27 protein-coding genes are annotated in these 26957 nt (G+C 64.0%); 18 read left to right on the top strand and 9 right to left on the bottom strand.

Annotation, left to right across the window (positions count from 1 at the left end):
• Positions 1-170: 170 nt before the first annotated feature.
• From BM154_RS17480 to gloA, 13 genes are all read left to right on the top strand, one after another.
• On the top strand, positions 171-1325 hold the full coding sequence (locus BM154_RS17480; protein WP_074886948.1) for a methyl-accepting chemotaxis protein: 1155 nt from the start codon (positions 171-173) through the stop codon (positions 1323-1325).
• Between the two features lie 8 nt (positions 1326-1333).
• Positions 1334-1702 carry a response regulator gene (locus BM154_RS17475; protein WP_074886945.1) on the top strand — a complete coding sequence of 123 codons (369 nt, stop codon included), beginning with the start codon at positions 1334-1336 and terminating at the stop codon, positions 1700-1702.
• Positions 1699-2019, top strand: coding sequence for an STAS domain-containing protein (locus BM154_RS17470; RefSeq protein ID WP_074886941.1), 321 nt, complete (start codon positions 1699-1701; stop codon positions 2017-2019). Before BM154_RS17475 ends, BM154_RS17470 begins: the two co-directional genes overlap by 4 nt.
• Positions 2020-2024: 5 nt before the next feature.
• Positions 2025-4196 (top strand): chemotaxis protein CheA, encoded by a 2172-nt coding sequence (locus BM154_RS17465; RefSeq protein ID WP_074886938.1) that lies wholly within the window; start codon positions 2025-2027, stop codon positions 4194-4196.
• Positions 4193-4690, top strand: coding sequence for a chemotaxis protein CheW (locus BM154_RS17460; RefSeq protein ID WP_074886935.1), 498 nt, complete (start codon positions 4193-4195; stop codon positions 4688-4690). The genes BM154_RS17465 and BM154_RS17460 overlap by 4 nt, the downstream gene beginning before the upstream one ends.
• Before the next feature lie 50 nt (positions 4691-4740).
• Entirely contained in the window at positions 4741-6390 is a 1650-nt protein-coding gene (locus tag BM154_RS17455; RefSeq protein ID WP_074886932.1) for a methyl-accepting chemotaxis protein, read from the top strand.
• Positions 6391-6393: 3 nt separating this feature from the next.
• Positions 6394-6909 (top strand): chemotaxis protein CheW, encoded by a 516-nt coding sequence (locus BM154_RS17450; RefSeq protein ID WP_074886929.1) that lies wholly within the window; start codon positions 6394-6396, stop codon positions 6907-6909.
• 1 nt (position 6910) lies between these two features.
• Positions 6911-7732, top strand: coding sequence for a CheR family methyltransferase (locus BM154_RS17445; protein ID WP_074886926.1), 822 nt, complete (start codon positions 6911-6913; stop codon positions 7730-7732).
• Complete coding sequence (locus BM154_RS17440) at positions 7725-8243, top strand: chemotaxis protein CheD (RefSeq protein WP_074886923.1); 519 nt, start codon at positions 7725-7727, stop codon at positions 8241-8243. Before BM154_RS17445 ends, BM154_RS17440 begins: the two co-directional genes overlap by 8 nt.
• Positions 8240-9301, top strand: coding sequence for a protein-glutamate methylesterase/protein-glutamine glutaminase (locus BM154_RS17435; protein WP_074886920.1), 1062 nt, complete (start codon positions 8240-8242; stop codon positions 9299-9301). Before BM154_RS17440 ends, BM154_RS17435 begins: the two co-directional genes overlap by 4 nt.
• 226 nt (positions 9302-9527) lie before the next feature.
• Positions 9528-11366, top strand: a complete 1839-nt coding sequence (gene ilvD / locus BM154_RS17430) for a dihydroxy-acid dehydratase (RefSeq protein WP_074886917.1) — start codon at positions 9528-9530, stop codon at positions 11364-11366.
• 485 nt (positions 11367-11851) lie between these two features.
• On the top strand, positions 11852-12310 hold the full coding sequence (locus BM154_RS17420) for a metallophosphoesterase family protein (protein ID WP_074886911.1): 459 nt from the start codon (positions 11852-11854) through the stop codon (positions 12308-12310).
• A gap of 204 nt (positions 12311-12514) precedes the next feature.
• Positions 12515-13042 carry a lactoylglutathione lyase gene (gene gloA, locus BM154_RS17415; RefSeq protein WP_074886908.1) on the top strand — a complete coding sequence of 176 codons (528 nt, stop codon included), beginning with the start codon at positions 12515-12517 and terminating at the stop codon, positions 13040-13042.
• 32 nt (positions 13043-13074) lie between these two features.
• Here gloA and BM154_RS17410 read toward each other — a convergent pair whose 3' ends face one another.
• From BM154_RS17410 to BM154_RS17400, 3 genes are all read right to left on the bottom strand, one after another.
• On the bottom strand, positions 13075-13569 hold the full coding sequence (locus BM154_RS17410; protein ID WP_074886905.1) for a DUF3060 domain-containing protein: 495 nt from the start codon (positions 13567-13569) through the stop codon (positions 13075-13077).
• Between the two features lie 96 nt (positions 13570-13665).
• Complete coding sequence (locus tag BM154_RS17405; protein ID WP_074886901.1) at positions 13666-14559, bottom strand: LysR family transcriptional regulator; 894 nt, start codon at positions 14557-14559, stop codon at positions 13666-13668.
• Between the two features lies 1 nt (position 14560).
• The gene (locus tag BM154_RS17400; RefSeq protein WP_074886898.1) at positions 14561-15229 is read right to left on the bottom strand and encodes a DUF3592 domain-containing protein; all 669 of its coding nucleotides are present in this window, start codon (positions 15227-15229) and stop codon (positions 14561-14563) included.
• Between the two features lie 266 nt (positions 15230-15495).
• On the opposite strand from BM154_RS17400, the gene trpB reads away from it, so the two are divergent.
• Both trpB and trpA read left to right on the top strand, forming a co-directional pair.
• Positions 15496-16713: a tryptophan synthase subunit beta gene (trpB, locus tag BM154_RS17395; RefSeq protein ID WP_074887175.1), complete on the top strand. Its 1218-nt coding sequence runs from the start codon at positions 15496-15498 to the stop codon at positions 16711-16713.
• Entirely contained in the window at positions 16710-17519 is an 810-nt protein-coding gene (gene trpA / locus BM154_RS17390; RefSeq protein WP_074886896.1) for a tryptophan synthase subunit alpha, read from the top strand. Before trpB ends, trpA begins: the two co-directional genes overlap by 4 nt.
• A 60-nt stretch (positions 17520-17579) precedes the next feature.
• Here the strand turns inward: trpA and BM154_RS17385 are convergent, their stop codons facing one another.
• Positions 17580-18530 carry a 2-hydroxyacid dehydrogenase gene (locus tag BM154_RS17385; RefSeq protein WP_074886893.1) on the bottom strand — a complete coding sequence of 317 codons (951 nt, stop codon included), beginning with the start codon at positions 18528-18530 and terminating at the stop codon, positions 17580-17582.
• Between the two features lie 294 nt (positions 18531-18824).
• On the opposite strand from BM154_RS17385, the gene BM154_RS17380 reads away from it, so the two are divergent.
• Positions 18825-20126 carry an Nramp family divalent metal transporter gene (locus BM154_RS17380; RefSeq protein WP_074886890.1) on the top strand — a complete coding sequence of 434 codons (1302 nt, stop codon included), beginning with the start codon at positions 18825-18827 and terminating at the stop codon, positions 20124-20126.
• 165 nt (positions 20127-20291) lie between these two features.
• On the opposite strand, the gene BM154_RS17375 is transcribed toward BM154_RS17380, so the two are convergent.
• Positions 20292-20903 carry an NAD(P)-dependent oxidoreductase gene (locus BM154_RS17375; RefSeq protein WP_074886887.1) on the bottom strand — a complete coding sequence of 204 codons (612 nt, stop codon included), beginning with the start codon at positions 20901-20903 and terminating at the stop codon, positions 20292-20294.
• Between the two features lie 138 nt (positions 20904-21041).
• On the opposite strand from BM154_RS17375, the gene BM154_RS17370 reads away from it, so the two are divergent.
• Positions 21042-21944 (top strand): LysR family transcriptional regulator, encoded by a 903-nt coding sequence (locus BM154_RS17370; RefSeq protein ID WP_074886884.1) that lies wholly within the window; start codon positions 21042-21044, stop codon positions 21942-21944.
• Positions 21945-21947: 3 nt separating this feature from the next.
• Here BM154_RS17370 and pbpG read toward each other — a convergent pair whose 3' ends face one another.
• From pbpG to BM154_RS17350, 4 genes are all read right to left on the bottom strand, one after another.
• Positions 21948-22853, bottom strand: coding sequence for a D-alanyl-D-alanine endopeptidase (pbpG, locus tag BM154_RS17365; RefSeq protein ID WP_074887173.1), 906 nt, complete (start codon positions 22851-22853; stop codon positions 21948-21950).
• Between the two features lie 187 nt (positions 22854-23040).
• Positions 23041-23904 carry a carboxylate/amino acid/amine transporter gene (locus tag BM154_RS17360; protein WP_074886883.1) on the bottom strand — a complete coding sequence of 288 codons (864 nt, stop codon included), beginning with the start codon at positions 23902-23904 and terminating at the stop codon, positions 23041-23043.
• Positions 23905-23958: 54 nt separating this feature from the next.
• On the bottom strand, positions 23959-24318 hold the full coding sequence (locus BM154_RS17355) for a DOPA 4,5-dioxygenase family protein (protein WP_074886880.1): 360 nt from the start codon (positions 24316-24318) through the stop codon (positions 23959-23961).
• Entirely contained in the window at positions 24315-25268 is a 954-nt protein-coding gene (locus tag BM154_RS17350) for a choline sulfate utilization transcriptional regulator (protein ID WP_074886877.1), read from the bottom strand. The genes BM154_RS17355 and BM154_RS17350 overlap by 4 nt, the downstream gene beginning before the upstream one ends.
• A 110-nt stretch (positions 25269-25378) precedes the next feature.
• Between BM154_RS17350 and betC the strand changes: the two genes are divergently transcribed.
• Positions 25379-26887 carry a choline-sulfatase gene (betC, locus tag BM154_RS17345; protein ID WP_074886874.1) on the top strand — a complete coding sequence of 503 codons (1509 nt, stop codon included), beginning with the start codon at positions 25379-25381 and terminating at the stop codon, positions 26885-26887.
• The last annotated feature ends 70 nt before the right edge of the window (positions 26888-26957 follow it).

Below are 26957 nucleotides of genomic sequence, written 5' to 3'. Positions count from 1 at the left end.
TAGATCTCTGCAGCAATTAAACCCTGCTAACTATCAGCCAAATCCGATGCTCCGAACGATCTTGCTTCATGCATGCTGCCGACAATCCAAAGGAATGCATGGTTGTCGCGCTAGCTCTGCCCGCTGAAGCCTGTTCCGTGGAGTCTGAGCCAGTCGCCACGGAGCCGTACATGCGTAAAACCTCAGTTTCCCTGCTTGCCCCCCTGCTTGTTCTGGCCGCCGGTATCGCCGCCCTGATGCTCGTTGGCTATCAGCTGCTTGGCCTGTTGCCCGCCCTGGCTGGGCTGATCCTGATCGGCGCCGCAGCCGTGGTCGGCTTGCGCCAGCAGCCTGGCGAACACGCCGCCCTGGCGCAAACCGTCAGCCGCGATACCGCCCCGGCGGGAAGCGACGACAGCGTCGAACGGCTGTGCGGCCAGGTGCTGCCGCTGTGGTCGCAGCACATCGAGAACGCCCGCAGCCATACCGAAGAATCCATCAGTTCCCTGAGCGAGCGCTTTGCGCAGCTCGCCACCCGCATCCAGAGCAGCCTGGGCGGCAGCACCGAGCGCGAAGCCGGCAAGCACCTGGTGGCGCTGTTGTCGAGCTGCGAATACGAACTGGACATGATCATCGTTGCTCTGCGCGATGCCCTGGCCAGCAAGGAGTCGCTACTGCAGGAGATCACCCAGCTGTCCAATTTCACCGACCAGTTGCAGGACATGGCGCAGGACGTCGCCAATATCGCCAAGCAGACCAACCTGCTGGCCCTCAACGCCGCCATCGAAGCCGCACGCGCCGGCGAAAGTGGCCGCGGTTTCGCGGTGGTCGCCGACGAGGTACGCAAGCTGTCGTCGATGTCCGGCAACACCGGGCAGCGCATTGGCGAAACGGTGGTGATCGTCAACGACGCCATCCACAAGACCCTGAGCATTTCCCAGGAGTACACCAAGACCGACACCGCCACCCTGAACAAGGCCAGCGAGGTGATCGCCGGGGTGATCAGCCGTTTCAACCAGAACGCCAGCGATATCGTCCAGCATAACGAGACCATGCGCGCACAGAGCGAGTCCGTGGCCCAGGACATCGCCGAAGTGCTGGTCTCCCTGCAATTCCAGGATCGCATCAGCCAGACCCTCGGCCATATCGCCGCCGATCAGGACAAGCTGCACGCCCATATCCAGGAGCGCGATGCACAACGCCGGCAGAACCTGCCCGCGACAGGCATTGATACCGACCGCTGGCTCAGCGAGCTGGCGCAGACCTACACCACGCCCGAACAGCACGGCATTCACCGTGGTGAAAGCAGCGCCAAGCGTAACGATTCCGATATCACGTTTTTCTGAGGTAGCTCATGAGCAAGACCGTTCTCATCGTCGACGACTCCGCCTCCATCCGTCAGGTCGTCAGCATCACGCTCAAAGGCGCTGGCTATCAGGTCATCGAGGGCTGCGACGGCAAAGACGCGCTAACCAAGCTGGACGGCCGCAAGGTTCACCTGATCATCAGTGACGTGAACATGCCGAACATGGACGGCATCACCTTCGTCAAAAACGTCAAGCAGCTGCCCGCCTACAAGTTCACCCCGGTGATCATGCTCACCACCGAGGCAGGCGAAGCGCGCAAGGAAGAAGGCCGCGCGGCGGGTGCCAAGGCCTGGGTGGTCAAGCCCTTCCAGCCGGCGCAGATGCTCACTGCCGTATCCAAGCTGATCCTGCCATGAACGACGCGCCGGCCGAGAGCCTCTACCGCATCCTGCCGCTGGAAGGTGGCCTGACCATCTACAGCGCCACCGAGCACTTGCAACTGCTGATGCAGGCGCTGGCCTGCGACGTGGAAGTGGAGCTCGACCTCGGCGGCGTCGACGAACTGGACTGTGCCGGCCTGCAACTGCTGATCCTGACCAAGCAGGAGGCGGCGCGCATGAACTGCGCCCTGCGTTTGACCAACCACAGCCCCGCCGTCATCGAAGCCTTCGAACTGAGCGGGCTGGGAACCTTTTTTGGCGACCCCATCCTGATCAAGCCGGACAGCGAGTAAACACCATGAACATGGACGAAGTGCTGCAGGTCTTCATCGCCGAAAGCCAGGAACTGCTGCAACAGATGGAGGAGGCGTTGCTGCAGCTGGAACACGATCCGGATGACGCCGATACCATCAATGCCATATTCCGTGCCGCCCATACCATCAAGGGCTCGGCGGGGCTGTTCGGCCTCGATGTGATCGTCGCCTTCACCCATATCGCCGAAAGCGTTCTGGATCGAGTGCGCAACGGCGAGCTGCGCTTCGACAAGGACATGACCGCGCTGTTCCTGCAGGTCGGCGACCACCTGGGCCGGCTGGTGGCGCTGGTCGACAGTGGCGCCGATCTGAAGAACCTCGAAACCGACACGCAGATCGCCCACCAGCAGCTTGGCGAACAGCTGTCTCGCTACCTGGAGCCTGCGCCACGCAGCGAACCGGTGCCCGCCGCTGCCCCGCGCATCGAACGCGGGCATTCCGGCGGCATCGGTGCCGACCACTGGCACCTGTCGCTGCGGTTCGCCCCGGACACCCTGCGCAACGGCATGGATCCGCTCGGTCTGTTCCGCTACCTGAACACCTTTGGGCAGATCATCAGCATCGTGCCACTGCTCGATCGCATTCCAGGCGCCGCCGAAATGGACCCGGAAACCTGCTACCTGGGGTTCGAGGTTGCCTTCGCCAGCGATGCCGACAAGGCCACCATCGAGGGGGCCTTCGAGTTCGTGCGTGAAGACAGCCTGATCCGCATCCTGCCGCCCCACAGCAAATCGGACGAATACCTGGAGCTGATTCGCGCCCTGCCCGAGGAGGACATGCGCCTGGGCGAGATCCTCATGCGCTGCGGCACACTGACCGCCAACGAACTGCAGGACGTGCTGCACGCCCAGGTGCAGGGCCAGCAACGCGACGAGCCGCGGCCGATCGGCCGGGTGCTGGTCGAGGAAAGCCTGGTGCAGGCGCCAGTGATCGCCGCCGCCCTGCAGAAGCAACAGCAGATCAAGGAAAACCGCAGCAACGAGAACAGCCTGATCCGCGTAGACGCCGGCAAGCTGGACAAGCTGATCGACCTCGTCGGTGAGCTGATCATCGCTGGCGCCGGCGCGCGGATGACGGCGCAGAAGTGCGGCCATCCGGAAATGTCCGAAGCCACCGAGTTGCTCTCACGGCTGGTCGAGGAAGTCCGCGATTCGGCGCTGCCGCTGCGCATGGTGCAGGTCGGCAGTACCTTCAACCGCTTCCAGCGGGTGGTGCGCGACGTGTCCAGTGAACTCGGCAAGGATATCGCCCTGTCCATCAGCGGCGGCGAGACCGAGCTGGACAAAACCGTGGTCGAGCGCATCACAGATCCGCTCACCCACCTGGTGCGCAATGCCATGGACCACGGCATCGAGTCGGTAGAAACCCGCCTGGCGCGCGGCAAGCCGGCCCAGGGCAAGGTATCCCTCAATGCCTACCACGACGCCGGCAGCATCGTCCTGGAAGTCAGCGACGACGGCGGCGGCCTGGATGCCCAGCGGATCCTTGCCAAGGCCCGCGAACGCGGCCTGGTGGGCGAAGGGCAGACGCTGTCGGAAAAGGAAACCTTCGCGCTGATCTTCGAGCCCGGCTTCTCCACTGCCGAACAGGTCAGCAACCTGTCCGGGCGCGGCGTTGGCATGGACGTGGTCAAGCGCAACATCGCCGCCCTGCGCGGCAGCATCGAACTGGACAGCACCCTGGGCCAGGGCACGCGCATCCGCATCCGCCTGCCCCTGACCCTGGCGATCATCGACGGCTTCCTGGTCAGCGTGGGCCAGGCCGGTTACGTGATCCCCCTGCAGATGGTCGAAGAATGCATCGAGCTGCCCGCCAACACCTCGTTCAACCGCGGTCACCTGGAACTGCGTGGCCGGATGCTGCCCATCGTGCGGCTGCGCGACCTGTTCAAGGAACAGAGCCAGCCGCCGCGCCGCGAAAGCGTGGTGGTGGTACGCCAGGCCGGGCTGCGCGCCGGACTGGTGGTCGACCACCTGGCAGGTGAATTCCAGACGGTAATCAAGCCCTTGGGCAAGGTATTCGAGCGCTGCCAGGGACTCGGCGGCTTCACCATTCTGGGGGACGGCAACGTGGCCCTGATTCTCGACATTCCCAGCCTGCTCACCCAGCTGACCAGCGTCCCGGAAACACCACGCGCCGAGAGGCTTGAAGCATGACCAGTATCGTCAATGCCCCTTCGCAACCGGCACAGCAGTACCTGACGTTCGTACTGGGCGACGAGCATTACGCCGTCGACACCCTGCATGTCCGGGAAATTCTCGAATGCACGCGTTTCACCCCGGTACCGCGCATGCCGGCAGCGGTACGCGGTGCGACCAATCTGCGCGGCTCGGTGGTGCCGGTGATCGACCTGCAGGCGCGCTTCAACGGCCAGCTGACGCCGTTGGGCAAGCGTACCTGCATCGTGATCCTCGACATGCCGAATGAGGAGCGCCCCCAGGCCATCGGCGTGCTGGTGGACACCGTCAACGCGGTGCGCGAAATCCACCCCGCCGATATCCAGCCGGCGCCGTCGTTCGGCAGCCATTTGCGTAGCGAATTCATCACCGGTGTCGTGCGTCTGGAGGAACGCTTCGTCACCTTGCTGGCACTCGCCCAGGTACTCGATCTAGAAGCACTCGGCAGCCCGCCGAACACAGAAAGCGACTGAGCCGACGGGCCTGACCTCACTAGCGACCTCCACACGAAAGGATTTGCACCATGCTCAACAACTTCAAGATCGGTACCCGGCTCATCGTCGCCTTTATCCTGGTCGCCGGAATCAGCGCCATCGTCGGCCTGGTCGGCCTGTCCAACACCTCGACCATGAACGACCTCGCGGAAAAGATGTATGCCCGGGAGCTGATGGGGCTTTCCAAGATCAAGGACGCCAACATCAACCTGATCTACATCGGCCGGGCGCGCGCCAACTACGTGATCGCCCCCACCCAGCAGGATCGTGATCGCATTCGCAGCGAGATCAACCATTACAGCGAAACCGCCCGCGTGCTCATGGACGAAGCCCGCAAGATGTTTTCCAGCGACCGGGCCATGGAGCTTTTCCGCGAGTCCGATGCGGTCTGGAAAGACTATCAGGAGAGCATGGCGCAAACCCTGCGAGCAGCGGCAGCCCAGGACCTGTATGCCGGGGATCCGGAACTGCAGCGGCATATGACCGAGACCCGCGCCCATGGCGACAAGATCGGCGAGATCTTCGCCGAGCTTTCGAAGATCAAGGAGGCCAACGCAAGCCAGGCCAACGACGAGACCACCGCCCTGTACAGTACCAGCCGCACCGTGATGATCGCCGTGATCATCGGCGGCGTGCTGTTTGGCATCCTCCTCGGCTTCCTGATCAGCCGCAGCATCACCCGCCCCCTGGGCCGTGCCGTCGATGCCGCGAACCTGCTGGCCGAAGGTGACCTGCGCGTCAACCTGGACAGCAAGGCGCGCGATGAAACCGGCCAGTTGCTCAACGCCATGAGCAACATGAGCGGCAAGCTGGCGCAAATCATCGCCGAAGTGCGCAGCTCCGCCGACTCGCTGTCCAGCGCCTCCGAGGAAATTTCCTCCACCGCCCAGAGCATGAGCCAGGCCGCCTCCGAGCAGGCCGCCTCGGTAGAGGAAACCAGCGCCTCGATGGAGCAGATGTCCGCTTCCATCGCCCAGAATACCGAGAACGCCCGGGTCACCGATGGCATGGCCAGCAAGGCCGCCAACGAAGCCGGTGAAGGCGGCCAGGCGGTGAAAGACACCGTGCGCGCCATGAAGACCATCGCCGACAAGATCGGCATCGTCGACGACATCGCCTATCAGACCAACCTGCTGGCCCTCAACGCCGCTATCGAAGCGGCCCGTGCCGGCGAGCACGGCAAGGGCTTTGCCGTGGTCGCTGCAGAAGTGCGCAAGCTGGCCGAACGCAGCCAGGTGGCCGCCCAGGAAATCGGTGAAGTGGCCAAGAGCAGCGTGGCCCTGGCCGAACGCGCCGGCACCCTGCTCGACGAGATCGTGCCGTCGATTGCCAAGACCTCCGACCTGGTGCAGGAAATCGCTGCCGCCTCCGACGAGCAGAGCAGCGGCGTCGGCCAGATCAGCACGGCTATGAACCAGCTCAGCGAGCTGACCCAGCAGAACGCCTCGGCTTCCGAGGAACTGGCCGCCACCGCCGAAGAAATGAGCGGCCAGGCTGAGCAGCTGCAACAGCTGATGGACTTCTTCCGCCTCACCGGCGCGGGCGAGCGCATCACCGTCGCCAACCCGCCACGCAACCGCCCACAGCCACCACGCGGCAATGGCCCGACACGCCAGCCGCGCGACGACGACGGTCATACCGGCGGCCTGCCGGCCGGTTACGTACGCTTCCAGGAGTAACCCATGAGTGAACCACGGCTGCTCGACAACGCCACGGCGGACTCGGGCCAGTACCTGACCTTCACCCTGGCCCATGAGCTGTTCGCCGTGGAGATTCGTGCCGTGCGCGAGATCATCGAGTACGGCCGGCTGACCACGGTGCCGATGATGCCACCGAGCATTCTCGGCGTGATCAACCTGCGCGGCGCCGTGGTACCGGTGGTGGATCTCGGCCAGCGCTTTGGCGGCCACCCCACCGCCATCGGCCCGCGCACCTGCATCGTGATTCTCGAGATCACCGGGCCGGAACACACCCAGGTGATCGGCATCGTGGTCGATGCGGTCAACGAAGTGCGTGAGCTGGGCGCCGAGCACATCGAACCAACCCCCGCCTTCGGCGGCAGCATTCGCGCCGACTTCATTCGCGGCATGGGCAAGCTGGATGATCGCCTGGTGGTGATGCTCGATATCGGCCGGGTGATCTCGGCCGAAGAATACGTGGCACTGAACCAGGCCCAGCAACAGGGGGCTAATCACTGACATGCCCACGTCGAACCAAGCCACGCTCTCGGATACCGAGTTCAGCCAGTTTCGCCAGCTGATCCACAATATCGCCGGCATTCACCTGTCCGATACCAAGAAGACCCTGGTGGCTGGCCGCCTCAACAAGCGCCTGCGCTCACTGGCCATGACCACCTATGGCGAATACTTCCGGCTGATCGGCAAGGACAAGGCGGAGCTGCAGACCTGCGTGGACCTGCTCACCACCAACGAAACCTACTTCTTCCGCGAGCCCAAGCATTTCGACTTCCTGCGCGAGCTGCTGCAAAAGCCCGGCGCGATTCCCAGCGGTCGTCCGCTGCGTATCTGGAGTGGCGCCTGCTCCAGTGGCGAGGAGCCCTACACCCTGGCCCTGCTGCTGGCCGAGCGCCTGGGTGAACGCCCCTGGGAAATCCTCGCTTCGGATATCAGTCAGCGCATCCTCACCCAGGCGCGCAATGGCGTGTACGACCTCGAGGACGGCCAGAACATCCCCCGCCATCTGCTGGTCAAGCATTGCCTGCGCGGCATCGACGACAACCAGGGCCGGATGATGATTGCCCCGGCCCTGCGCCAGCGGGTGCGCTTCGCGCAGATCAACCTCAACAACGCGCTGCCGGATGTCGGCCTGTTCGACGTGATCTTCCTGCGCAACGTGATGATCTATTTCGACGCCGATACCAAGCGCCAGGTCGTCTCACGCCTGCTCAAACACCTGCGCCCGGGTGGCCATTTCATCATCAGCCACTCGGAAAGCCTGAACGGCGTCAACGATACCCTCAGGGTGGTAAAGCCCTCGATCTATCAAAATCCCGATGCCTAAACGTTCTGCTATCACCGAGATTTACCTGCAGCCCGGGGGCTATCACTTCGGCGGCCCCTACACGCGCGTGCGCACCCTGCTCGGCTCCTGCGTGTCGATCGTGCTCTGGCACCCTCGCGCACGCCTGGGCGGCATGTGCCATTTCATCCTGCCGACACGCGGCCGCCCCAGTGCCCAGCGAGACGGGCGTTATGGCGATGAGGTCATGAGCCTGCTGTGCGACGCTATCAGCCAGAGTGGCACTGCGCTGGGCGACTACCAGGCGCGGATATTCGGCGGCAGCCACATGTTTGCCGAGCTGGCCCATACCCGGCGTCAGCATGTGGGCCAGCACAACGTCGACACCGCCCGCCGCCTGCTAGCCGAGCGCAACATCGGCTGCTACGGCGAACATGTCGGCGGCACCCGCCATCGCAATCTGATCTTTGATATCTGGAGCGGCCAGATCGCCCTGAAGCAAAGCCTGCCATCAACTGCCCCCGGGCTCCGCGCTGGACAGCAATCGCAATGAAAAGCATAAAAGTCATGATCGTCGACGACTCGGCCGTGGTGCGCCAGGTGCTCTCCCAGGTGCTGGCCGCCGACCCGGCGATCGAGGTGATCGGCACCGCCGCCGACCCGTTGTTCGCGCTCGACAAAATGCAACGCCAATGGCCCGACGTGATAGTGCTCGACGTCGAAATGCCGCGCATGGATGGCATCACCTTTCTGCGCAAGCTGATGGCCGAGCGGCCGACCCCGGTGGTGATCTGCTCGACGCTGACCGAGAAAGGTGCCACCACCACCATGCAGGCGCTGTCGGCCGGCGCGGTAAGCATCGTCACCAAACCCCAGGCCAGCCTCAGCAAGTTCCTGGTCAACGCCAGCGACGACCTGGTCAACGCGGTCAAGGCCGCGGCCCGCGCCAACGTCCGCCGCCTGGCCGACAAAGCGGCGCCAGCCGCGCCCCAGGCCAAGCTCAGTGCCGATGTCATCCTGCCGCCGGCCAGCGGCGCCATGGCGCGTACCACCGAGCGTATCGTCGCCATCGGCACCTCCACCGGCGGCACCCAGGCGCTGGAGTACATCCTCACCCGCCTGCCGCGGGTCTGCCCGGCGCTGGTGATCGTCCAGCACATGCCCGAGCGCTTCACCGCCGCCTTCGCCGAGCGCCTCAACGGGCTGTGCGAGCTGGAGGTACTGGAGGCACGCCACGGCGACCGCGTGGTGCCCGGTCGCGCCCTGATCGCCCCGGGCGGGCGCCACCTGCTGCTCAAGCGCAGCGGTGCCCAGTATGTGGTCGACGTGGTCGACGGCCCGCCCGTCAGCCGCCACAGGCCTTCGGTGGATGTGCTGTTCCGCTCCACCGCCCGTGCTGCCGGTGCCAATGCCACCGGCATCATCATGACCGGCATGGGCGACGACGGCGCCCGCGGCCTGCGTGAAATGTCCGAGGCCGGCGCCCTGACCCTCGGCCAGGACGAGGCCAGCTGCGTGGTCTACGGCATGCCCAAGGAAGCCATGAAGCTCGGTGCGGTCAGCCGGGAAATCCCCCTGGAGCAGATTCCGGCCGCCATCCTGCGCGGCTAGCGCGCTCGCAACTGCGGGACGGCCGGCTGCCGCCAGCCTTTCCTCCCTCGCCCGGTGCGGCGTAGAATCAAGGCATTTCCCGCCAGCCACCCTTCGGCGGGCCTGTGAGCCCGGGCAGGCAGACGGAGATCCCGTCGTGCGCCATGCCACCTTGCTTCGCGGTCATCTGCCGCTGATCCGCTCACCCACCTATCAATGCCTACCTGATTAGCCGCAGGAATCCGTCATGCCTGATTACCGCTCGAAGACCTCCACCCACGGCCGCAACATGGCCGGCGCCCGTGCCCTGTGGCGCGCCACCGGGATGAAGGACGAAGACTTCAAGAAACCGATCATCGCCATCGCCAACTCCTTTACCCAGTTCGTACCGGGCCACGTGCACCTCAAGGACCTGGGCCAGCTGGTCGCCCGCGAGATCGAGAAAGCCGGCGGCGTGGCCAAGGAATTCAACACCATCGCCGTCGACGACGGCATCGCCATGGGCCACGACGGCATGCTCTATTCGCTGCCGAGCCGCGAGATCATCGCCGACTCCGTGGAGTACATGGTCAACGCCCACTGCGCCGACGCCATCGTGTGCATCTCCAACTGCGACAAGATCACCCCCGGCATGCTGATGGCCGCCCTGCGCCTGAACATCCCGGTGATCTTCGTTTCCGGCGGGCCGATGGAGGCCGGCAAGACCAAGCTGGCCAGCCACGGCCTGGACCTGGTCGATGCCATGGTGATCGCCGCCGACTCGACCGCCTCGGACGAAAAAGTCGCCGAATACGAGCGCAGCGCCTGCCCGACCTGCGGCTCGTGCTCCGGCATGTTCACCGCCAACTCGATGAACTGCCTGGTCGAAGCCCTGGGCCTGGCCCTGCCGGGCAACGGCTCGACCCTGGCTACCCACAGCGACCGCGAGCAGCTGTTCCTCAAGGCCGGGCGCACCATCGTCGAGCTGTGCAAACGCTACTACGGCGAAGGCGATGACTCGGTGCTGCCGTGCAACATCGCCAACTTCAAGGCGTTCGAGAACGCCATGACCCTGGACATCGCCATGGGCGGTTCCACCAACACCATCCTGCACCTGCTGGCGGCTGCTCAGGAGGCCGAGATCGATTTCGACCTGCGCGACATCGACCGCCTTTCCCGTAATGTGCCGCAGCTGTGCAAGGTGGCGCCGAACATTCAGAAGTACCACATGGAAGACGTGCACCGTGCCGGTGGCATCTTCTCGATCCTCGGCTCGCTGGCCCGTGGCGGCCTGCTGCACACCGACCTGCCGACCGTGCACAGCAAGAGCATGGAAGAAGCCATCGCCAAGTGGGACATCACCCAGACCTCTGATGAAGCCGTGCATCACTTCTTCAAGGCCGGCCCGGCAGGCATCCCCACCCAGACCGCATTCAGCCAGTCGACCCGCTGGGAAACCCTGGACGACGATCGTGAGAACGGCTGCATACGTAGCGTCGAGCATGCCTACTCGAAGGAAGGCGGCCTGGCCGTGCTGTACGGCAACATCGCCCTCGACGGCTGCGTGGTGAAAACCGCCGGCGTCGACGAGTCGATCCACGTCTTCGAAGGCAACGCCAAGATCTTCGAAAGCCAGGACAGCGCGGTGCGCGGCATCCTCAATGACGAGGTGAAGGAAGGTGACATCGTCATCATCCGCTACGAAGGCCCGAAAGGCGGCCCGGGCATGCAGGAAATGCTCTACCCGACCTCGTACCTGAAATCCAAGGGCCTGGGCAAAGCCTGCGCCCTGCTCACCGACGGCCGCTTCTCCGGCGGCACCAGCGGCCTGTCCATCGGTCACGCCTCGCCGGAAGCGGCTGCCGGTGGCGCCATCGGCCTGGTGAAGGACGGCGACAAGGTGCTGATCGACATTCCCAACCGCTCGATCAATCTGTTGGTCAGCGACGAGGAAATCGCCCACCGCCGCCACGAGCAGGACAAGAAGGGTTGGAAGCCGGTCGAGCAACGTCCGCGCAAGGTGACCACCGCCCTGAAAGCCTACGCCCTGCTCGCCACCAGCGCCGACAAGGGCGCGGTGCGCAACAAGGCGATGCTGGACGGTTGATTTTCAGCCCAGCAACACAAAGAAGCCCGGCTCTATGCCGGGCTTTTTCATATACATCCCTACTTAAAAGGCCTGCCCAACTAATGCAAACCTTGAGGTTGGAATTCGAAGAGAACGCCAGCGAGTTCTACATAGCATCCCTAGCTAGAGGCATTCTCGAAGGTATCAAAAGTGGTGCCCTAACATCGGAAACAGGAGTCTGGTCTCTTGGTCGTCCGGTATTTAAGTGCGCGCTGACAACATGCCCGATCAGCGCGGAACTGAGAGATGTCTTGGAGGGCTTTGACGAGCTCAGCGCACTGAGTGAGCTAGGTATCGATCTTGGCCCAACTCTCCAGCAGATGACGGATGCGCTGGACCAATGCCAGCGCGCAATCGACACCGGCAAAACCAGCCTTGTTATCCGGGCGACATTACCGTAGAGCGTTTTCCCAAGCAGAACGTTTTACATACGCAGCGCTCATATCCCTGCATAGGAGCGCATCATGAAGATTGGCATCATCGCCGACACCCACGGCCTGTTGCGACCCCAGGCACTGGCGGCGCTGCAGGGCGTCGACCAGCTGATCCACGCCGGCGATATCGGCGGGCCGCAGATCCTCGCCGAGCTCGAACGCATCGCACCACTGTCGGTGGTGCGCGGCAACAATGATGGCGACGCCTGGGCCGATGCCATCCCCGAGCGCCTGACCCTGCGCTTCGGCGCGGTCAGCCTGTACGTGCTGCACGATCTCAAGCAATTGGATATCGACCCCAAGGCTGCAGGCATCGACGTGGTGATCGCCGGGCATTCGCACAAACCGCTGCATGAAGAGCGCGATGGCGTGCTCTATCTCAACCCAAGCAGCGCCGGCCCGCGGCGCTTCAAGCTGCCGATCGGCGTGGCCCTGCTGCATATCGATGGCGGCAGCGTGCGGGCTGAACTGATTACGCTGGAGGTCTGATGCAAGGCGCAAGCAAGCATCGCTCTTGTGGGAGCGCGCCATGCGCGCGAAAAATCGCGGGCATGGACCAGGCGTCCCTGCCCGCTCCCACAGGGTTATGTCGAACAGTTGCTTCAGCCACCGACCTTGAAAAACCCATCTCACGAGGCCATCTACTGACCTCATGACCTTTTCGAATCGTCCACTCACCTGCTGGAGACGCCCATGACCCTCGATGAACTCAATACCCTGCCCGGCGTGACCGGCAAGCCTGACGTCGCCACGGCGGACTTCGTCTACAACCACACCATGATCCGCGTGAAGGATCTCGAGAAGTCGCTGGACTTCTACACCCGCGTACTGGGCTTCACCCTGCTCGAGAAGAGTGACTTCCCCGACGCCGAATTCAGCCTGTATTTCCTCGCGCTGATTGCCGACAAGTCGCAGATCCCGAGCGACCCGAAAGCCCGCCATCAGTGGCGCAAATCCATTCCTGGCGTGCTGGAGCTGACCTATAACTACGGCACCGAGAAGGATCCCGAGTTTTCCTACCACAGCGGCAACAGCGACCCACGCGGCTTCGGCCACCTGTGCGTGGCGGTGCCGGACATCCAGGCCGCCTGCCAGCGTTTCGAAGAGCTCGGCGTGGACTTCCAGAAGCGCCTGACCGACGGGCGCATGCGCAACATCGCCTTTATCAAGGATCCGGACGGCTACTGGGTGGAAATCATCCAGTTCACCGACGTGAACTGATCAACGTGGCGCCCCACTTGGGGCGCCCGTTGCTATTGGCGCTCGACCTCGTTGTCGATGCCGCTCATCTGTACCTCCGGCTCCTCGCCGCGCCAGCGCACCTGCTGCTCGGTGCCGCTGACATCCAGCTTCACCGGCCCCTCGAACTGCAGGTCCAACACCTGATCAGCGCCCGTCACTTCGACCAGCGCTGGCTGCTCGCCGCCCGCAACCGTGGCCCGCACCTGATTATCCGTGGTGTCGACGCTCAGGGCATTGACGCGCTTGGCCACCACTTCATGCTCGGCACCTGACACGCTAAGCGACTTGGCCGTGTCCAGCGTCACCTTGTGTTCCGAGCCGGCAACCTCCACCGCACCACAGTCGCCCTTGAGGTGAATCATGTTGGCGTTGCCGCTGATGTTCACGTCCTGGCCTTTGCAGGAAACGTCGCGCGACAGGCCAATCCCCTCGATATTCAGCGGCTCGGCTCGAGCCAGCGTAGCGGTGCCGGCCAGCAGAAAACCTGCAATCAGCGTCTTGTTCATGGGCACATCCCTCTCTGTCAGTGATGGCCCGGAAGATATGTGGGGGCCGCTGCTATGACCGATGCCCGAGAAACAAGGTTCTGCGCTGCAGGCGACTCAACTCGCGGTTTGCAACGCTGTTCTCAACCAATCGGCAAGCCTCTCGGCACGCTGACCGCTGCGCCGTTCCGGCACCCAGAGCGACAACTGCGCCTCGGTCTGCACGAAGCCCCAGGGCGCGACCAGCCGCCCTGCTGCAAGATCGTCGGCCACCAGCTGCAACGGTGCGATGGCCACGCCAAGGCCCGCCGACGCGGCCTCGAGCAGGTAATACAGATGCTCGAAGCCCTGCCCCAGACGCATGTCCGTAGGCTGCAGATTCATCGCCGCCAGCCATTGGGGCCAGGCCTGGGGGCGCGAGGTGGTGTGCAGCAGCGCCTCCTGCAGCAACGCCTCGGGAGCGGCCTCGCTCAGCGTAGAGAATCGAGGGTGGCGCGGGCTGATCACCGGCCCGATGGATTCGCGCGCCAGCTCGAATACGTGCATGTCCGCCGGCCACGGCGGCTCGGCATACAGCAGGGTGGCATCCACCTGGGGGCTGCGCGGGTCCAGCTCGCCCTGGCTGGTGGACAGCTGCAAACGCAAGTCCGGTAGCGCGCTGTTGAGGCGGTCCAGCCGAGGGATGAACCAGCGCGCCAGCAGGCTGCCCGGGCAGCCGAGCACGAAAGGTGTATCGACCTCGCGCTGGCGCAGCTCGCCACACACCTGGCGCAACCGGGTGAAAGTCTCGCCGCTGACATCACGCAGGCGTATGCCCGCTTCGGTCAGCTTCAGGCCGCGCCCGTCCTTGATGAACAGCGCCACACCAAGCTGCTCTTCCAGGGTGCGAATCTGCCGGCTGACCGCACCGTGGGTCACGTGCAGCTCAAGCGCGGCACGGCTGACGCTGCCCAGCCGCGCGGCGGCCTCGAAGGCATGCAGGGCATTGAGCGAGGGCAGATCCTGGGCCACGTCAGTCGGCCAACTCGGGCAAAAAGCGCGTGTCCATGCTGTAGCGCTTGGGATTGACCGGATCGATCACCACCGTGACCAACGACTCGGTGAAGTAGGGGCCCGGATCGAACCACAGGTTGTCACTGCGAAACACGTGCAACTTGTTGGTTTGCGGGTTGAGCCACTGGGCGACGATGCGGTACGGGTTGCGCCCATTGATGCTCAGCGAACCATTGAGCTCGACGTCGACCACTTCGGCCTGCACCGCGGTGCCGGTGGCCAGCAGCTCGCTGGCACGGCGCCTGGCGAACAGCGGTGGCAGCACGAAAAGCAGGCCGATGGCCAGGAATACGCTGCCGATACCGCCGACGATCAGGCTGCCTATCCAGTTCTGTTCGAAGCTGTCGATCCGCGCCCTCTCAGGGTCCTGCGGGTCGTAGTACACCGCCACACGCTCACCAATGTCGAACGATGGTGGTGTGCTGCAGGTGGTGCTGTGGTGCTCGCCCAGAGTACCGTCGAGGGTAGTGAACGACACCGTCGGGCAGCCATCCTCGAGGTCCACGATGGAGCCCTCGGTACGCGTCATCTGCGCCTCGCCACCAAGACGCGACACCTGAATGCCGATGGCAAACGCCAGCAACAGCGCGCCGATCCCCGGAAAAATCCACAACCAGCCTGTCTTCATGGCGCCCTTACCTGTGCATAAAATTCATAGCCAGACGATTATCGACCACCACGCCGAGGACGCCAATGGGTGGTCTTTAAAGCTTTCATAGTTGCGATGTTTCGCACACTTGACCGCGCTATGGAAAGCCGATCATATGTGATTTTTTCTCACTTATTCGTTAAAACTAATCGCTTTTCCGTCTGAGGCTACAGCGTTAGTCTGGCCACCATTGACGCCAACGTCCCTTGGCAAGCAGGCCGCTCGCGGCTGCGAATTCACAGGAGATCTCCATGACTTCATTACGCAACGGTCCAGATGCCACCGGCTTGTTCGGCAGCTTCGGCGGCCAGTACGTCGCCGAGACGCTGATGCCGCTGATCCACGAGTTGGCCGCCGAGTACGAGAAGGCCAAGGCCGATCCCGAATTCGCCAAGGAACTGGCCTACTTCCAGCGTGACTACGTCGGCCGCCCGAGCCCGCTGTATTTTGCCGAGCGCCTGACCGAGTTCTGCGGCGGCGCGAAGATCTACCTCAAGCGCGAGGAGCTCAATCACACCGGCGCGCACAAGATCAACAACTGCATCGGCCAGATCCTGCTGGCCCGGCGCATGGGCAAGCAGCGCATCATCGCCGAGACCGGCGCCGGCATGCATGGCGTGGCCACCGCCACCGTGGCCGCCCGCTTTGGCATGCAGTGCGTGATCTACATGGGCACCACCGACATCGAGCGCCAGCAGGCCAACGTCTTTCGCATGAAGCTGCTCGGCGCCGAAGTGATTCCGGTCACCGCCGGCACCGGCACCCTCAAGGATGCGATGAACGAAGCCCTGCGTGACTGGGTGACCAACGTCGACAGCACCTTCTACATCATCGGCACCGTGGCCGGCCCACACCCTTATCCGGCGATGGTGCGCGACTTCCAGGCGGTGATCGGCAAGGAAACCCGTGACCAGCTGCAAGCCCAGGAAGGCCGCCTGCCCGACAGCCTGGTCGCCTGCATCGGTGGCGGCTCCAACGCCATGGGCCTGTTTCATCCGTTCCTCGACGACCAGTCGGTGCAGATCATCGGTGTCGAAGCCGCCGGCCACGGCGTCGCCACCGGCAAGCATGCCGCCAGCCTGAACGGCGGCGTGCCGGGCGTGCTGCACGGCAACCGCACCTTCCTGCTGCAGGACGACGATGGCCAGATCATCGACGCCCATTCGATTTCCGCCGGCCTCGACTACCCCGGCATCGGCCCGGAGCACGCCTGGTTGTTCGATATCGGTCGCGTCGAGTACACCTCGATCACCGACCAGGAAGCGCTCGCCGCCTTCCATCAGTGCTGCCGCCTGGAGGGCATCATCCCGGCGCTGGAGTCGTCCCATGCCCTGGCTGAAGTCTTCAAGCGCGCGCCAACCCTGCCCAAGGATCACCTGATGGTGGTCAACCTTTCGGGCCGCGGCGACAAGGACATGCAGACCGTCATGCACCACTTCGACGAACAGGAAGAACACATATGAGCCGCCTGCAGACGCGCTTCGCCGAGCTGAAAGAACAGAACCGCGCCGCCCTGGTGACCTTCGTCACCGCTGGCGACCCGAACTACGACGCCTCGCTGAAGATCCTCAAGGGCCTGCCGAAGGCCGGTGCCGACGTGATCGAGCTGGGCATGCCGTTCACCGACCCGATGGCCGATGGCCCGGCGATCCAGCTGGCCAACATCCGCGCCCTGGCCGCCAAGCAGAACCTGGCCAAGACGCTGCAGATGGTCCGTGAATTCCGCCAGGACGACAGCGCCACGCCGCTGGTGCTGATGGGCTACTTCAACCCGATCCACAAGTACGGCGTCGAGCGCTTCATCGCCGATGCCCAGGAGGCCGGCGTCGACGGCCTGATCGTGGTCGACCTGCCGCCGGAACATAACCGCGACCTGTGCGACCCGGCCCAGGCTGCGGGTATCGATTTCATCCGCCTGACCACCCCGACCACCGACGACAAGCGCCTGCCGACCGTGCTCGCCGGCAGCTCGGGCTTCGTCTACTACGTGTCGGTGGCGGGTGTTACCGGCGCTGGCTCGGCGACCGTGGAACACGTGCAGGAAGCGGTCACCCGCCTGCGCCGCCACACCGACCTGCCGATCAGTATCGGCTTCGGCATCCGCACCCCGGAACATGCGGCGACCATCGCCCGCCTGGCCGACGGCGTGGTGGTTGGCTCGGCGCTGATCGATCAGATCGCCAAGGCCGACAACGACGGGCAGGCGGTCGACGGCGTACTCGAACTGTGTAGCCAATTGGCCGAAGGCGTGCGCAGCGCGCGCCGCTAAGCGACGCACCATGAAAAAACCGCTACCCCGGTCCGGGGCAGCGGTTTTTTTGTAGCTGCTTCAGACCGCCGTTAGCGCCTTACCCTCTTTGAATACGCTTTCGAGGTTGGCAAAGAACAGGTCGGCCATCGCCTGGCGGGTTTCATGGGTGCCGCTGCCGATATGCGGAGTGAGGACCACGTTATCCAACGCCAGCAGCTCGGCCGGCACCCTGGGTTCATCAGCGAACACGTCGAGCGCAGCGCCGGCGATAGTGCCGTTCTGCAGCGCCGTGATAAGGGCCTGCTCATCCACCACCGAGCCGCGAGCGATATTCACCAGATAGCCTTGCGGGCCTAGGGCACGCAGCTGCTCGGCGCCAATCAGCTTGTCCGTCGCGCTGCCGCCGGGCACCACCAGCACGGCGTAGTCGGCCGCTTCGAGCAGGCCCTCCAGGGTTTCGTGGTAGGCGTAGTCGACGTCATCACGGCGACGCCGGTTGTGGTAGGCCACTGTCATGCCGAAGGACTCGACGCGCTTGGCGATGGCACGGCCGATGTTGCCCATGCCGACGATGCCGCACACCTTGCCGCCGATGCTGCCGGCCAGTGGAAAGCGCGCATGCTGCCACTCACCCGCTCGCACAAAGCGATCCGCTTCGCTGATCCGCCGGCCCAAAGCCAGCAGGATGGCCACTGCGGTATCGGCAACGCAGTTATCGAGCACGCCTGGCGTGTTGGTGACGATTATGCCGCGCTTCTTCGCGGTATCGACGGCGATCGAGTCATAACCTACGCCAAAACTGATGATTGCCTTGAGATTCGGCAGGGACTCGATGAGTTCGGCACTGGCACCGAATACGCCGCTGGTGGCGATGGCGTCGATGCTCTGGGCATGGCTGCGCAGCCATGCCGACTGGTCGTCGATTTCCCAGAAACGGTGCACGCGATAGCGCTGCTCGATACGCGCAACAAGCGCCGGCTGCAGTGCACCAATCATCAACAGTTGTGGCATTGGGTCAGGCGATCTCATAGGGCTCTCCTAATGGCGACAGCGACCTGGCGAACGGCAGACATCAGGCCGGTTAAGTAGCGTCCACCATGCAAGCTACCACATAGACATCATACATCTGCAACATTCAGAAACATCGTGAAACGCACACGCCGATTCTAAAACCCACGCAAAACCCTTTGAATATGCGGACATAGCCGCCTATCGGCCAAACGCCTAAAATTCTCATTGCCACTTTGCAATGAATTGATTTGTATGATGTCGTATCTCATAGCGTGCTACTCCCAACAAAAACAACACAGAGGCTCCTCCCCCATGGCTCGTACAGACGTTGCCGACAAAGGCGTGTCCGCAGGCGCATCAAGCAATCCCCTCAGCAGAATGGCCAAGCTGCTTGGCCCCGGCATCATCGCGGTGTTGTCCTGGCTGGGTGCAGGTGACCTGATCACCTCCTCCGTGGCCGGCGCCAACTATGGCTATGCGATGATGTGGGTATTGGCGGTCTCGCTGCTGCTGCGCTTTCTGATCGTCAACATCATCGCCCGCTTCCAGCTGTGCAATAACCAGGGCATGTCGATTCTCGGTGGCTATGCCCAGTTGCACCCGAGCTTCGCCTGGTTCCTGTTCGGCTATGCGCTGCTCATGGGCCATCTGATGAACGCCTACATGATCAAGGGCGCCGGCGAGGCCCTGTCCACCCTGCTGCACCTGAATCAGCCGTTGCTGTGCTCCTTCGCGGTGGTGCTCGGCGTGTGGCTGCTGGTGGGGCGCAGCATCTACAGCCTCATCGAAGGCGTGATGAAGGTACTGCTGGCGATCATGACCCTGGCGTTCCTGTCCCTGGCGATCATGTCCGGACCGGACGTGGGCGGCATCGTTTCCGGCACCTTCGGCTTCAGCATCCCGAAAGACGAGGGCGTGCATGGCGCACTGCTGGTCGCCGTGTCGGTCATCGGTGCCGTCGCTGGCTCGATCGCCAACTTCGTGCACCCCTACGTGATGAAGCAGAAGGGCTGGACGGGCCCCGAGCACAAGCGCATCCAGCGTAACGACCTGCTGTTCGCGGTGTTCGTCGGTATCGTCATCAACCTGGCGATCTGGGTGGTGGGTGCGGAAATCCTGCGCCCCAATGGCCTGAAGGTCGAAACCCTGAATGATCTGGGCGCTGCCCTGCAGATGTTCTTCGGCCCGGGCGGCTGGTACATCTTCTTTATCGGCGTGTTCGCCACCCTGTTCGCCAGCGTGGTGGGCAAGACCACCGCCTTTCCGATGCTGATCACCGACGCCCTGCACCACATCCGGCCCAAGCGCCGCCAGCAGTATGGCGACCTCCCGCAGAAGGATCCGCTGCACAAATGGTTCCTGCTGTTCGTGCTGGTCACCCCGCTGATCTGGTCGCTACCGGGCATGCCGGACTTCGTGACCCTGACCCTCGCGGTCAACGCGCTGAACATCGTCGGCCTGCCGGTCATTTCTCTGGGTCTGCTGATCATGTCCAACCAGAAGAAACTGCTCGGCCAGTACTGCAACAACTGGTTCGAGAACCTGGCTCTCGGCGCCGCCACCATCCTCGCGGTGTGGGTCGCCATTCAGCTCGGCCTGCAGTTGCTGGCCTGACCAGATGCCCTAGCAACTTGCCTTGAGTGAATCAGGGCCCTGCAACGCGGCCAAGCCGCTCCCCCGCCTTGCCGAGCGGGGGGAGCGCTTGAGCCGCGTCTTTTTTTGTAGCCGCCCGCTCGGCAGGCCTGTGTCCGCGGCCGCTGTTTCCTGCCCAGGCTGCCGTCAGTAGCCCACGGTAAAGCGCTGGCGCGAATGCTGGGGCTGCTCCAGTTCGTCGACCAGGGCAATGGCGTAGTCTTCCATGGAGATTGTGCTGTTGCCGTCAGCATCGACCAGCAGGTTGTCGGTGCCGAGGCGGAAACGCCCGGTACGCTGGCCCGGCTCGAACAGTGCCGAGGGCGACAGGAAGGTCCAGTCCAGCGCCTGCTCGCCACGCAGCACGTTGAGAAAATCTCGTCCCGCGCTCGCCTCGCCCTTGTAAGCCGCCGGAAATTGCGGTGTGTCGACCAGCGCGACGCCAGGCGCCACTTCCAGGCTACCGGCCCCACCGACCACCAGCAGACGCGGCACGCCGGCGGCCTTCACCGCGCCAATCAGGCTCGGGGCATCGCTGCCAACGAAGCGTGTGGTGCTGATTACCGCATCGTGACCTTTGAGCAGCGGCACCAGCCGTTCGCTGTTGGCTACGTCCGCGCTGGCTAGAGTCAAACCTGCCTGGGTCGGCACGCTGCTTACGTCACGGGCGATCCCGGTGACCTGGTGGCCGCGCTGCAACAGTTCATCGCGCAGGCGCGAGCCGACGCGACCGCTGATTCCAAGAATGACGACTTTCATGTGAGGCTCCACTGTGACGGGCAATGAGGCATCGGCAGGCACTGCAGCGCACCGATGATGAGGAATCAGCTTACCCACGTACAGCGCCGCAAAAAGCCGCATAATCACCGCAACACAGTTGCATGAATCGAGCGAATCATGGACAGACTCACGGCAACCCGCGTCTTCGTCGAGGTGGTGGATCGCGGCAGCCAGACGGCGGCCGCCGAGCACCTGGATCTGTCGCGGGCCATGGTCTCGCGCTACCTGGCCGAGCTGGAAGGCTGGGTCGGCGCGCGCCTGCTGCACCGCACCACGCGCAAGCTGAGCCTGACCCAGGTCGGTAACGAGCTGCTGCCGCACTGCCGGGAAATGCTGCACACCGCCGAGATGATGCGCGCTACGGGCATCAAGGCCAACGACGGGCCGAGCGGCAACCTGCGTGTCGCCACCAGCCAGTCGTTCGCGCAAACCTGGCTGAGCCCGGTGCTGGTGGAATACCTGGCGCGCTACCCGAATACCTCGGTGGATGTGCTGGTAGGCAGCCAGGCCGTGAACCTGGTCGAAGAACGTATCGACCTGGCGCTACGCATCACCAACCAACTGGAACCCAACCAGGTTGCCCGCCACCTGGGCGACTGCCATTCGGTGGTCTGCGCCGCACCGGCCTACCTGGCCAAGGCCGGCACACCGAAGGAGCCGCACGAGCTGGCCGGGCACAATTGCCTGACCTACAGCTATTTCGGGCGCAGTGTCTGGCAGTTCAGCGGGCAACCAGGGGCCGTACAGGTGCCGGTGGATGGCAACCTGAGCAGCAACGATACGGCAGTACTGCTGGAGGCGGCGATCAACGCTGGCGGCATCTGCCTGCAACCACTCTATGCGGCTGCACCTCTGCTCGAAGATGGCCGCCTGGTGCGCCTGCTGCCTGGTTGGCAGCCGCAGTCGTTGGGCATTCACGCCATCTATGCATCACGCCGGCAGATGCTGCCGGCGCTACGGGCGTTGCTGGATTTCATCGCCGAACGGCTGGCTGCCGATCCGCTCTGGCAAACGCGTTAGCGCTTACTGCGCTGCCTGCAACTGGCGCTGCGAAGCGCGCTGCTGCTTGTAGGCCAGAGCCGCCGGAGCAACCGGGGTGACCTTGCCGGTTTCCACCCACTTGCGCAGACGGCTGGCGTCGGCCATGTGGGTGTATTTGCCAAAGGCGTCGAGCACCACGAAAGCCACCGGCTTGCCAGCCATGGTGGTGCGCATCACCAGGCAGTGGCCGGCGCGATTGGTGAAACCGGTCTTGGTCAGCTGCACGTCCCAGCCGGCCTTGCGGGTCAGCGCGTTGGTATTGCGGAACCCCAGGGTGTAGTTGGGCTTGTGGAAGGCCACGGTCTTTTCCGGGGTGGAGCTGAGTTCGCCGATCAGCGGGTAGTTGCGCGTCGCCTTGAGCAGTTTCACCAGGTCGTTGGCAGTGGAGACGTTGTGCTCGGACAAGCCGGTCGGCTCCACGTAACGGGTCTGGGTCATGCCCAGAGCCCGGGCCTTGGCATTCATGGCGGCGACGAAAGCGGTGACGCCACCCGGGTAATGGTGCGCCAGGCTGGAGGCGGCGCGGTTCTCCGACGACATCAGGGTCAGCAGGAGCATTTCGCGGCGGCTGATTTCGCTGCCGATGCGCACCCGCGAATACACGCCGCGCATATCGGCGACATCACGGATGATCACCGGCAGTTGTTCGTTGAGCGGCAGCTTGGCATCCAGGGTGACCATGGCGGTCATCAGCTTGGTGACCGAGGCAATGGGCACCACCATGTTGGGGTTGCTGGAATACAGCACCTTGTCGGTGTTCAGGTCGACCAGCAGGGCGCTGCCGGAGGCGAGCTCCTGCTTGGCGGGGGCGGCGGCTTCGGAGGCCAGGGGCGCGACGAGAAACAGGCAGGCCAGGGCGAGGCTGGCGAAGGGACGACGAATATTCACGATGGCATTCACTAGGCAAGAGATGGCTGAAAAGGCGCTCCATGCCGGTGAAAGAATTTCATCCGTGACCCCCTGAGCCTCTTATGAAGGCCCTGAAATAGGGGTTGAAAAACAGGTAATTGCATTCGCAATTGAAGGTGCGATGTTAGCACCCGTCAAGGCAGGTTCCTATTGTCCGATAAATGGATCAGGCGGTGGCGAGGCGCCGCCTTCCAAGGCGGTTGAGCCATAGCGAGGCGAGGATGATCGCCCCGCCCAGTGCCAGGCGCGGCAGGTCGGCATCGCGATTCCAGATCAGCAGGTTCACCACCAGGCCGGCCGGTACATGCAACTCGTTCATCACCGCCAGGGTGCCGGCATCCACCTTCACACTGCCCTTGACCCACCAGAACAGCCCCAGCGCCGTGGCGAACAGGCCCATCCATAGCAGGATGCCCCATTGCAGCGCAGTGCCCGGCAGTTTGTCCGGGTTGCCGAACAGCAGGAACGACGGCAGCACCAGCACCATCGCCCCCAGGAAGAAGTGCCCGAAGAAGCGGTGCAGCGGTTGCTCGGTCGGGTAGCGCAGGAGCAGTTGGCGGCACAGCACCTGGCCCGCGGCGAAGGTCAGGTTGGCCAGTTGCAGCAACAGGAAGCCGATCAGGTACTCACCCTCCAGGCGCTCGAAGCGGATCACCACGCCGCCGCCAACCGCCACCAGCGCGGCGACCAGCGCCCAGGGGCTGAAGCGCCGCGCCAGGGCGTCGTCGAGCAGGGTCACGTAGATCGGCGTGAGTACGGTGAACAGCAGCACCTCGGGCACCGTCAGCACCTGGAAGCTGCGGTACAGGCACAGGTAGGTGACGCCGAACTGCAGCGCCCCGGCCAGCCAGAAGCCGGCCAGCAACCGCCGCGGCAGGCCGCGCCACAGGGTGAACGGCAGGAACACCAGGGCCGCGACGGCCACCCGCGCCAGCACCGCGAAGTCGCTGTCCACCTTGCCCGCCAGGTATTCGCCGATCAGGCTGAAGGAAAACGCCCAAAGGACGGTGACGGCGAGCAGGTAAGGCATGGCGCGGGCTCTCGAAAAATCAGCCGCGGATCATACCTTGCCTTGCTTCGCGCGTCAGAGCTCGAAGGTGAGTGGCCCGCCTGCCAGCACCGACAGATCCAGCGGCTGAGGCGCGCCCAGCCAGAAGGCGTGGTCACGGTGGTCGATCAGGTCGTTGCCGGTGATCGGGTGAACCAGCACCACCAGCTCGCCGCGGTTGAGCATCAGCCAGGGAATCACTTCGCCGAACAACTCGGCGCGCATGGCCAGCTGGCAGCTCCACTGCGGGTGCGGGCCAACCGTCTGCTCGTGCATGCGCCCCATCTTCAGCGCGAAGCGTTCAGCGGCAGCCGCGCACAGCGCGCGGGCCTGGGCCAGGCTGCCGGCGTCGAAATATACATGGGCGTGGTAACCGCGGATTCGGGTTTCACTCATAGGGCAAGTCCTGTTGGATCAATACCGCCCGGCCGCTCTGGCAGTGGTTCGCGCTGCAGCTCATCCTGCAGCCAGGCGACGAAATGCTCCACCAGGCGGATACGCCGTTTACGCGCCGGCAGCACCACGTAATAGCCGAAGCGCGAGGTGGCCGAACGGGAATCGACGCGCACCAGCAGGCCCTGGCCGATCAGTTCGTCGACCAGATGCCGCCAACCGATGGCCACGCCACGCCCGGCAATGGCCGCCTGGATCAGCAATGTGTAGTTGTCGAAACGCAGGCTGCCGGGGCTGGGCATCTCGGCGATACCCAAGGTGCGGAACAGGCCGCCCCAGTCGAACCAGCGCGAGCGGCTTTCCGGGCGCAGGTGCAGCAAGGGCAGCTGCGCCAGCAACTCGCCGGGCGAGGCGTCGAGCCCCTTGAGCAGAAGCGGGCTGCACACGGGGAACACCTCCTCGCTGAACAGCAGGTGCTGCTCGCCATGCTTGAAACGCCCGTCACCGAAGGAGATGGCCACGTCGATCTCCGCGGGCAGGCTGGCCAGGTCACGCTCACTGGTGATCAGGCTGACATCGACGTCCGGGTACCGCTGGTGAAAACGCTGCAGGCGCGGCATCAGCCAGTAGGCGGCGAAGGCGAAGTCGGTGGCCACCTGCAGCACCTCGTGCTGCTGGCGGCCGGCGACCGTCGCCAGGCCGGCGTCCATCGCCGCCAAGCCCTCCTGCACGGGCCACAGCAACGTCTCGCCGGCATCGGTCAGCACGATTCCGCGATACACGCGGTCGAACAGGCGGGTCACCAATTGCGCCTCCAACCGCTTGATCTGCTGGCTGACTGCCGGCTGGGTGCTGCCGAGCTCGGCCGCTGCGGCGGTAAAGCTCAGATGGCGCGCCGCCGACTCGAACACCCGCAGGGTGTCCAGTGAGATACCCTCGAGCGCTTCAAACATAAGCACTACTTATCCGAGCCATGTGCTGCATTCGGGTTTACCCCTGTTCTTCTAGCCTTGATCATCGGATGATCAATTTCGCATAAAACAACGATATGGAATACGCCGCCATGAAACGCCCCAACATCCTCTTCATCATGGCCGACCAGATGGCCGCACCGCTGCTGCCGCTGCACGACGCCAACTCCCCGATCAAGGTGCCAAACCTGCAGCGCCTGGCCGCCGAGGGCGTGCTGTTCGACTCCGCCTACTGCAACAGCCCACTGTGTGCGCCATCGCGCTTCACCCTGGTCAGCGGCCAGTTGCCCAGTCAGATCGGCGCCTACGACAACGCTGCCGACTTCCCCGCCGACGTGCCCACCTACGCCCACTACCTGCGCCGCCTCGGCTACCGCACCGCGCTGTCCGGCAAGATGCACTTCTGCGGTCCCGACCAGCTGCACGGCTACGAAGAACGCCTGACCAGCGACATCTACCCTGCCGACTACGGCTGGGCGGTGAACTGGGACGAGCCCGACGTACGCGCCAGCTGGTACCACAACATGTCCTCGGTGCTGCAGGCCGGCCCGTGCGTGCGCACCAACCAGCTCGACTTCGACGAGGAGGTGGTGTTCAAGGCCCAGCAGTACCTCTACGACCACGTGCGGGTGACGCCCGACCAGCCGTTCTGCCTGACCGTGTCGATGACCCACCCCCACGACCCCTACACCATCCCGGAGGAATACTGGAATCGCTACAGCGATGACGACATTCCCCTGCCCCGCCAGGTAATCGACCAGGCCGAGCAGGATCCGCATTCCCAGCGCCTGCTCAAGGTCATCGACCTGTGGGACAAGCCGCTGCCGGAAAACAAGATCCGTGATGCGCGGCGCGCCTACTTCGGCGCCTGCAGCTACATCGACGACAACATCGGCAAGCTGCTGAAAACCCTCAAGGACTGCAAGCTGGCCGACGACACCATCATCGTGTTCTCCGGCGACCACGGCGACATGCTTGGCGAGCGTGGCCTCTGGTACAAGATGCACTGGTTCGAGATGGCCGCCCGGGTACCGCTGCTGGTCCATGCCCCGGCACGTTTCGCGGCGCATCGGGTCAGCCAGTCGGTATCTACCGTCGACCTGCTGCCGACCCTGGTGGAGCTGGCCGGCGGCCAGGTCGAGCCGGGCCTGGCGCTCGATGGCCGCTCACTGCTGCCGCACCTGCAAGGTAACGGCGGCCATGATGAAGTGCTCGGCGAATACATGGCTGAAGGCACCACCAGCCCGCTGATGATGATTCGCCGTGGCGAGTGGAAATTCGTCTACAGCGAGGAAGACCCGCTACTGCTGTTCAACGTCGCCAACGATCCGCAAGAGCGCGAAAACCTCGCCACCTCGCCCGATCATCGCGAGCAGCTCGAGGCGTTTCTCGCCGAGGCGCGCAGCCGCTGGGACATGACCGCCATCCACGGCGCCACCCTGGCCAGCCAGCGCCGGCGGCGCCTGGTCGCCGAGGCGTTGACCCAGGGCAAGCTGAAGAGCTGGGATCACCAACCGATGGTCGACGCCAGCGAGCAATACATGCGCAACCACATCGACCTCGATGACCTGGAGCGCCGCGCCCGCTTCCCCCAACCGTGACGTCGCACGCCGGGTGACCCGCCAGAAAGCGGGAACCTGGCGCGCTCGCTTGCGTCGCATGACCTGCCCA

Origin of the sequence: Phytopseudomonas argentinensis (genome assembly GCF_900113905.1) — a bacterium.
Taxonomy (GTDB): Bacteria; Pseudomonadota; Gammaproteobacteria; order Pseudomonadales; family Pseudomonadaceae; genus Aquipseudomonas; species Aquipseudomonas argentinensis.
This window is presented reverse-complemented; position numbering and strand designations above follow the sequence as displayed.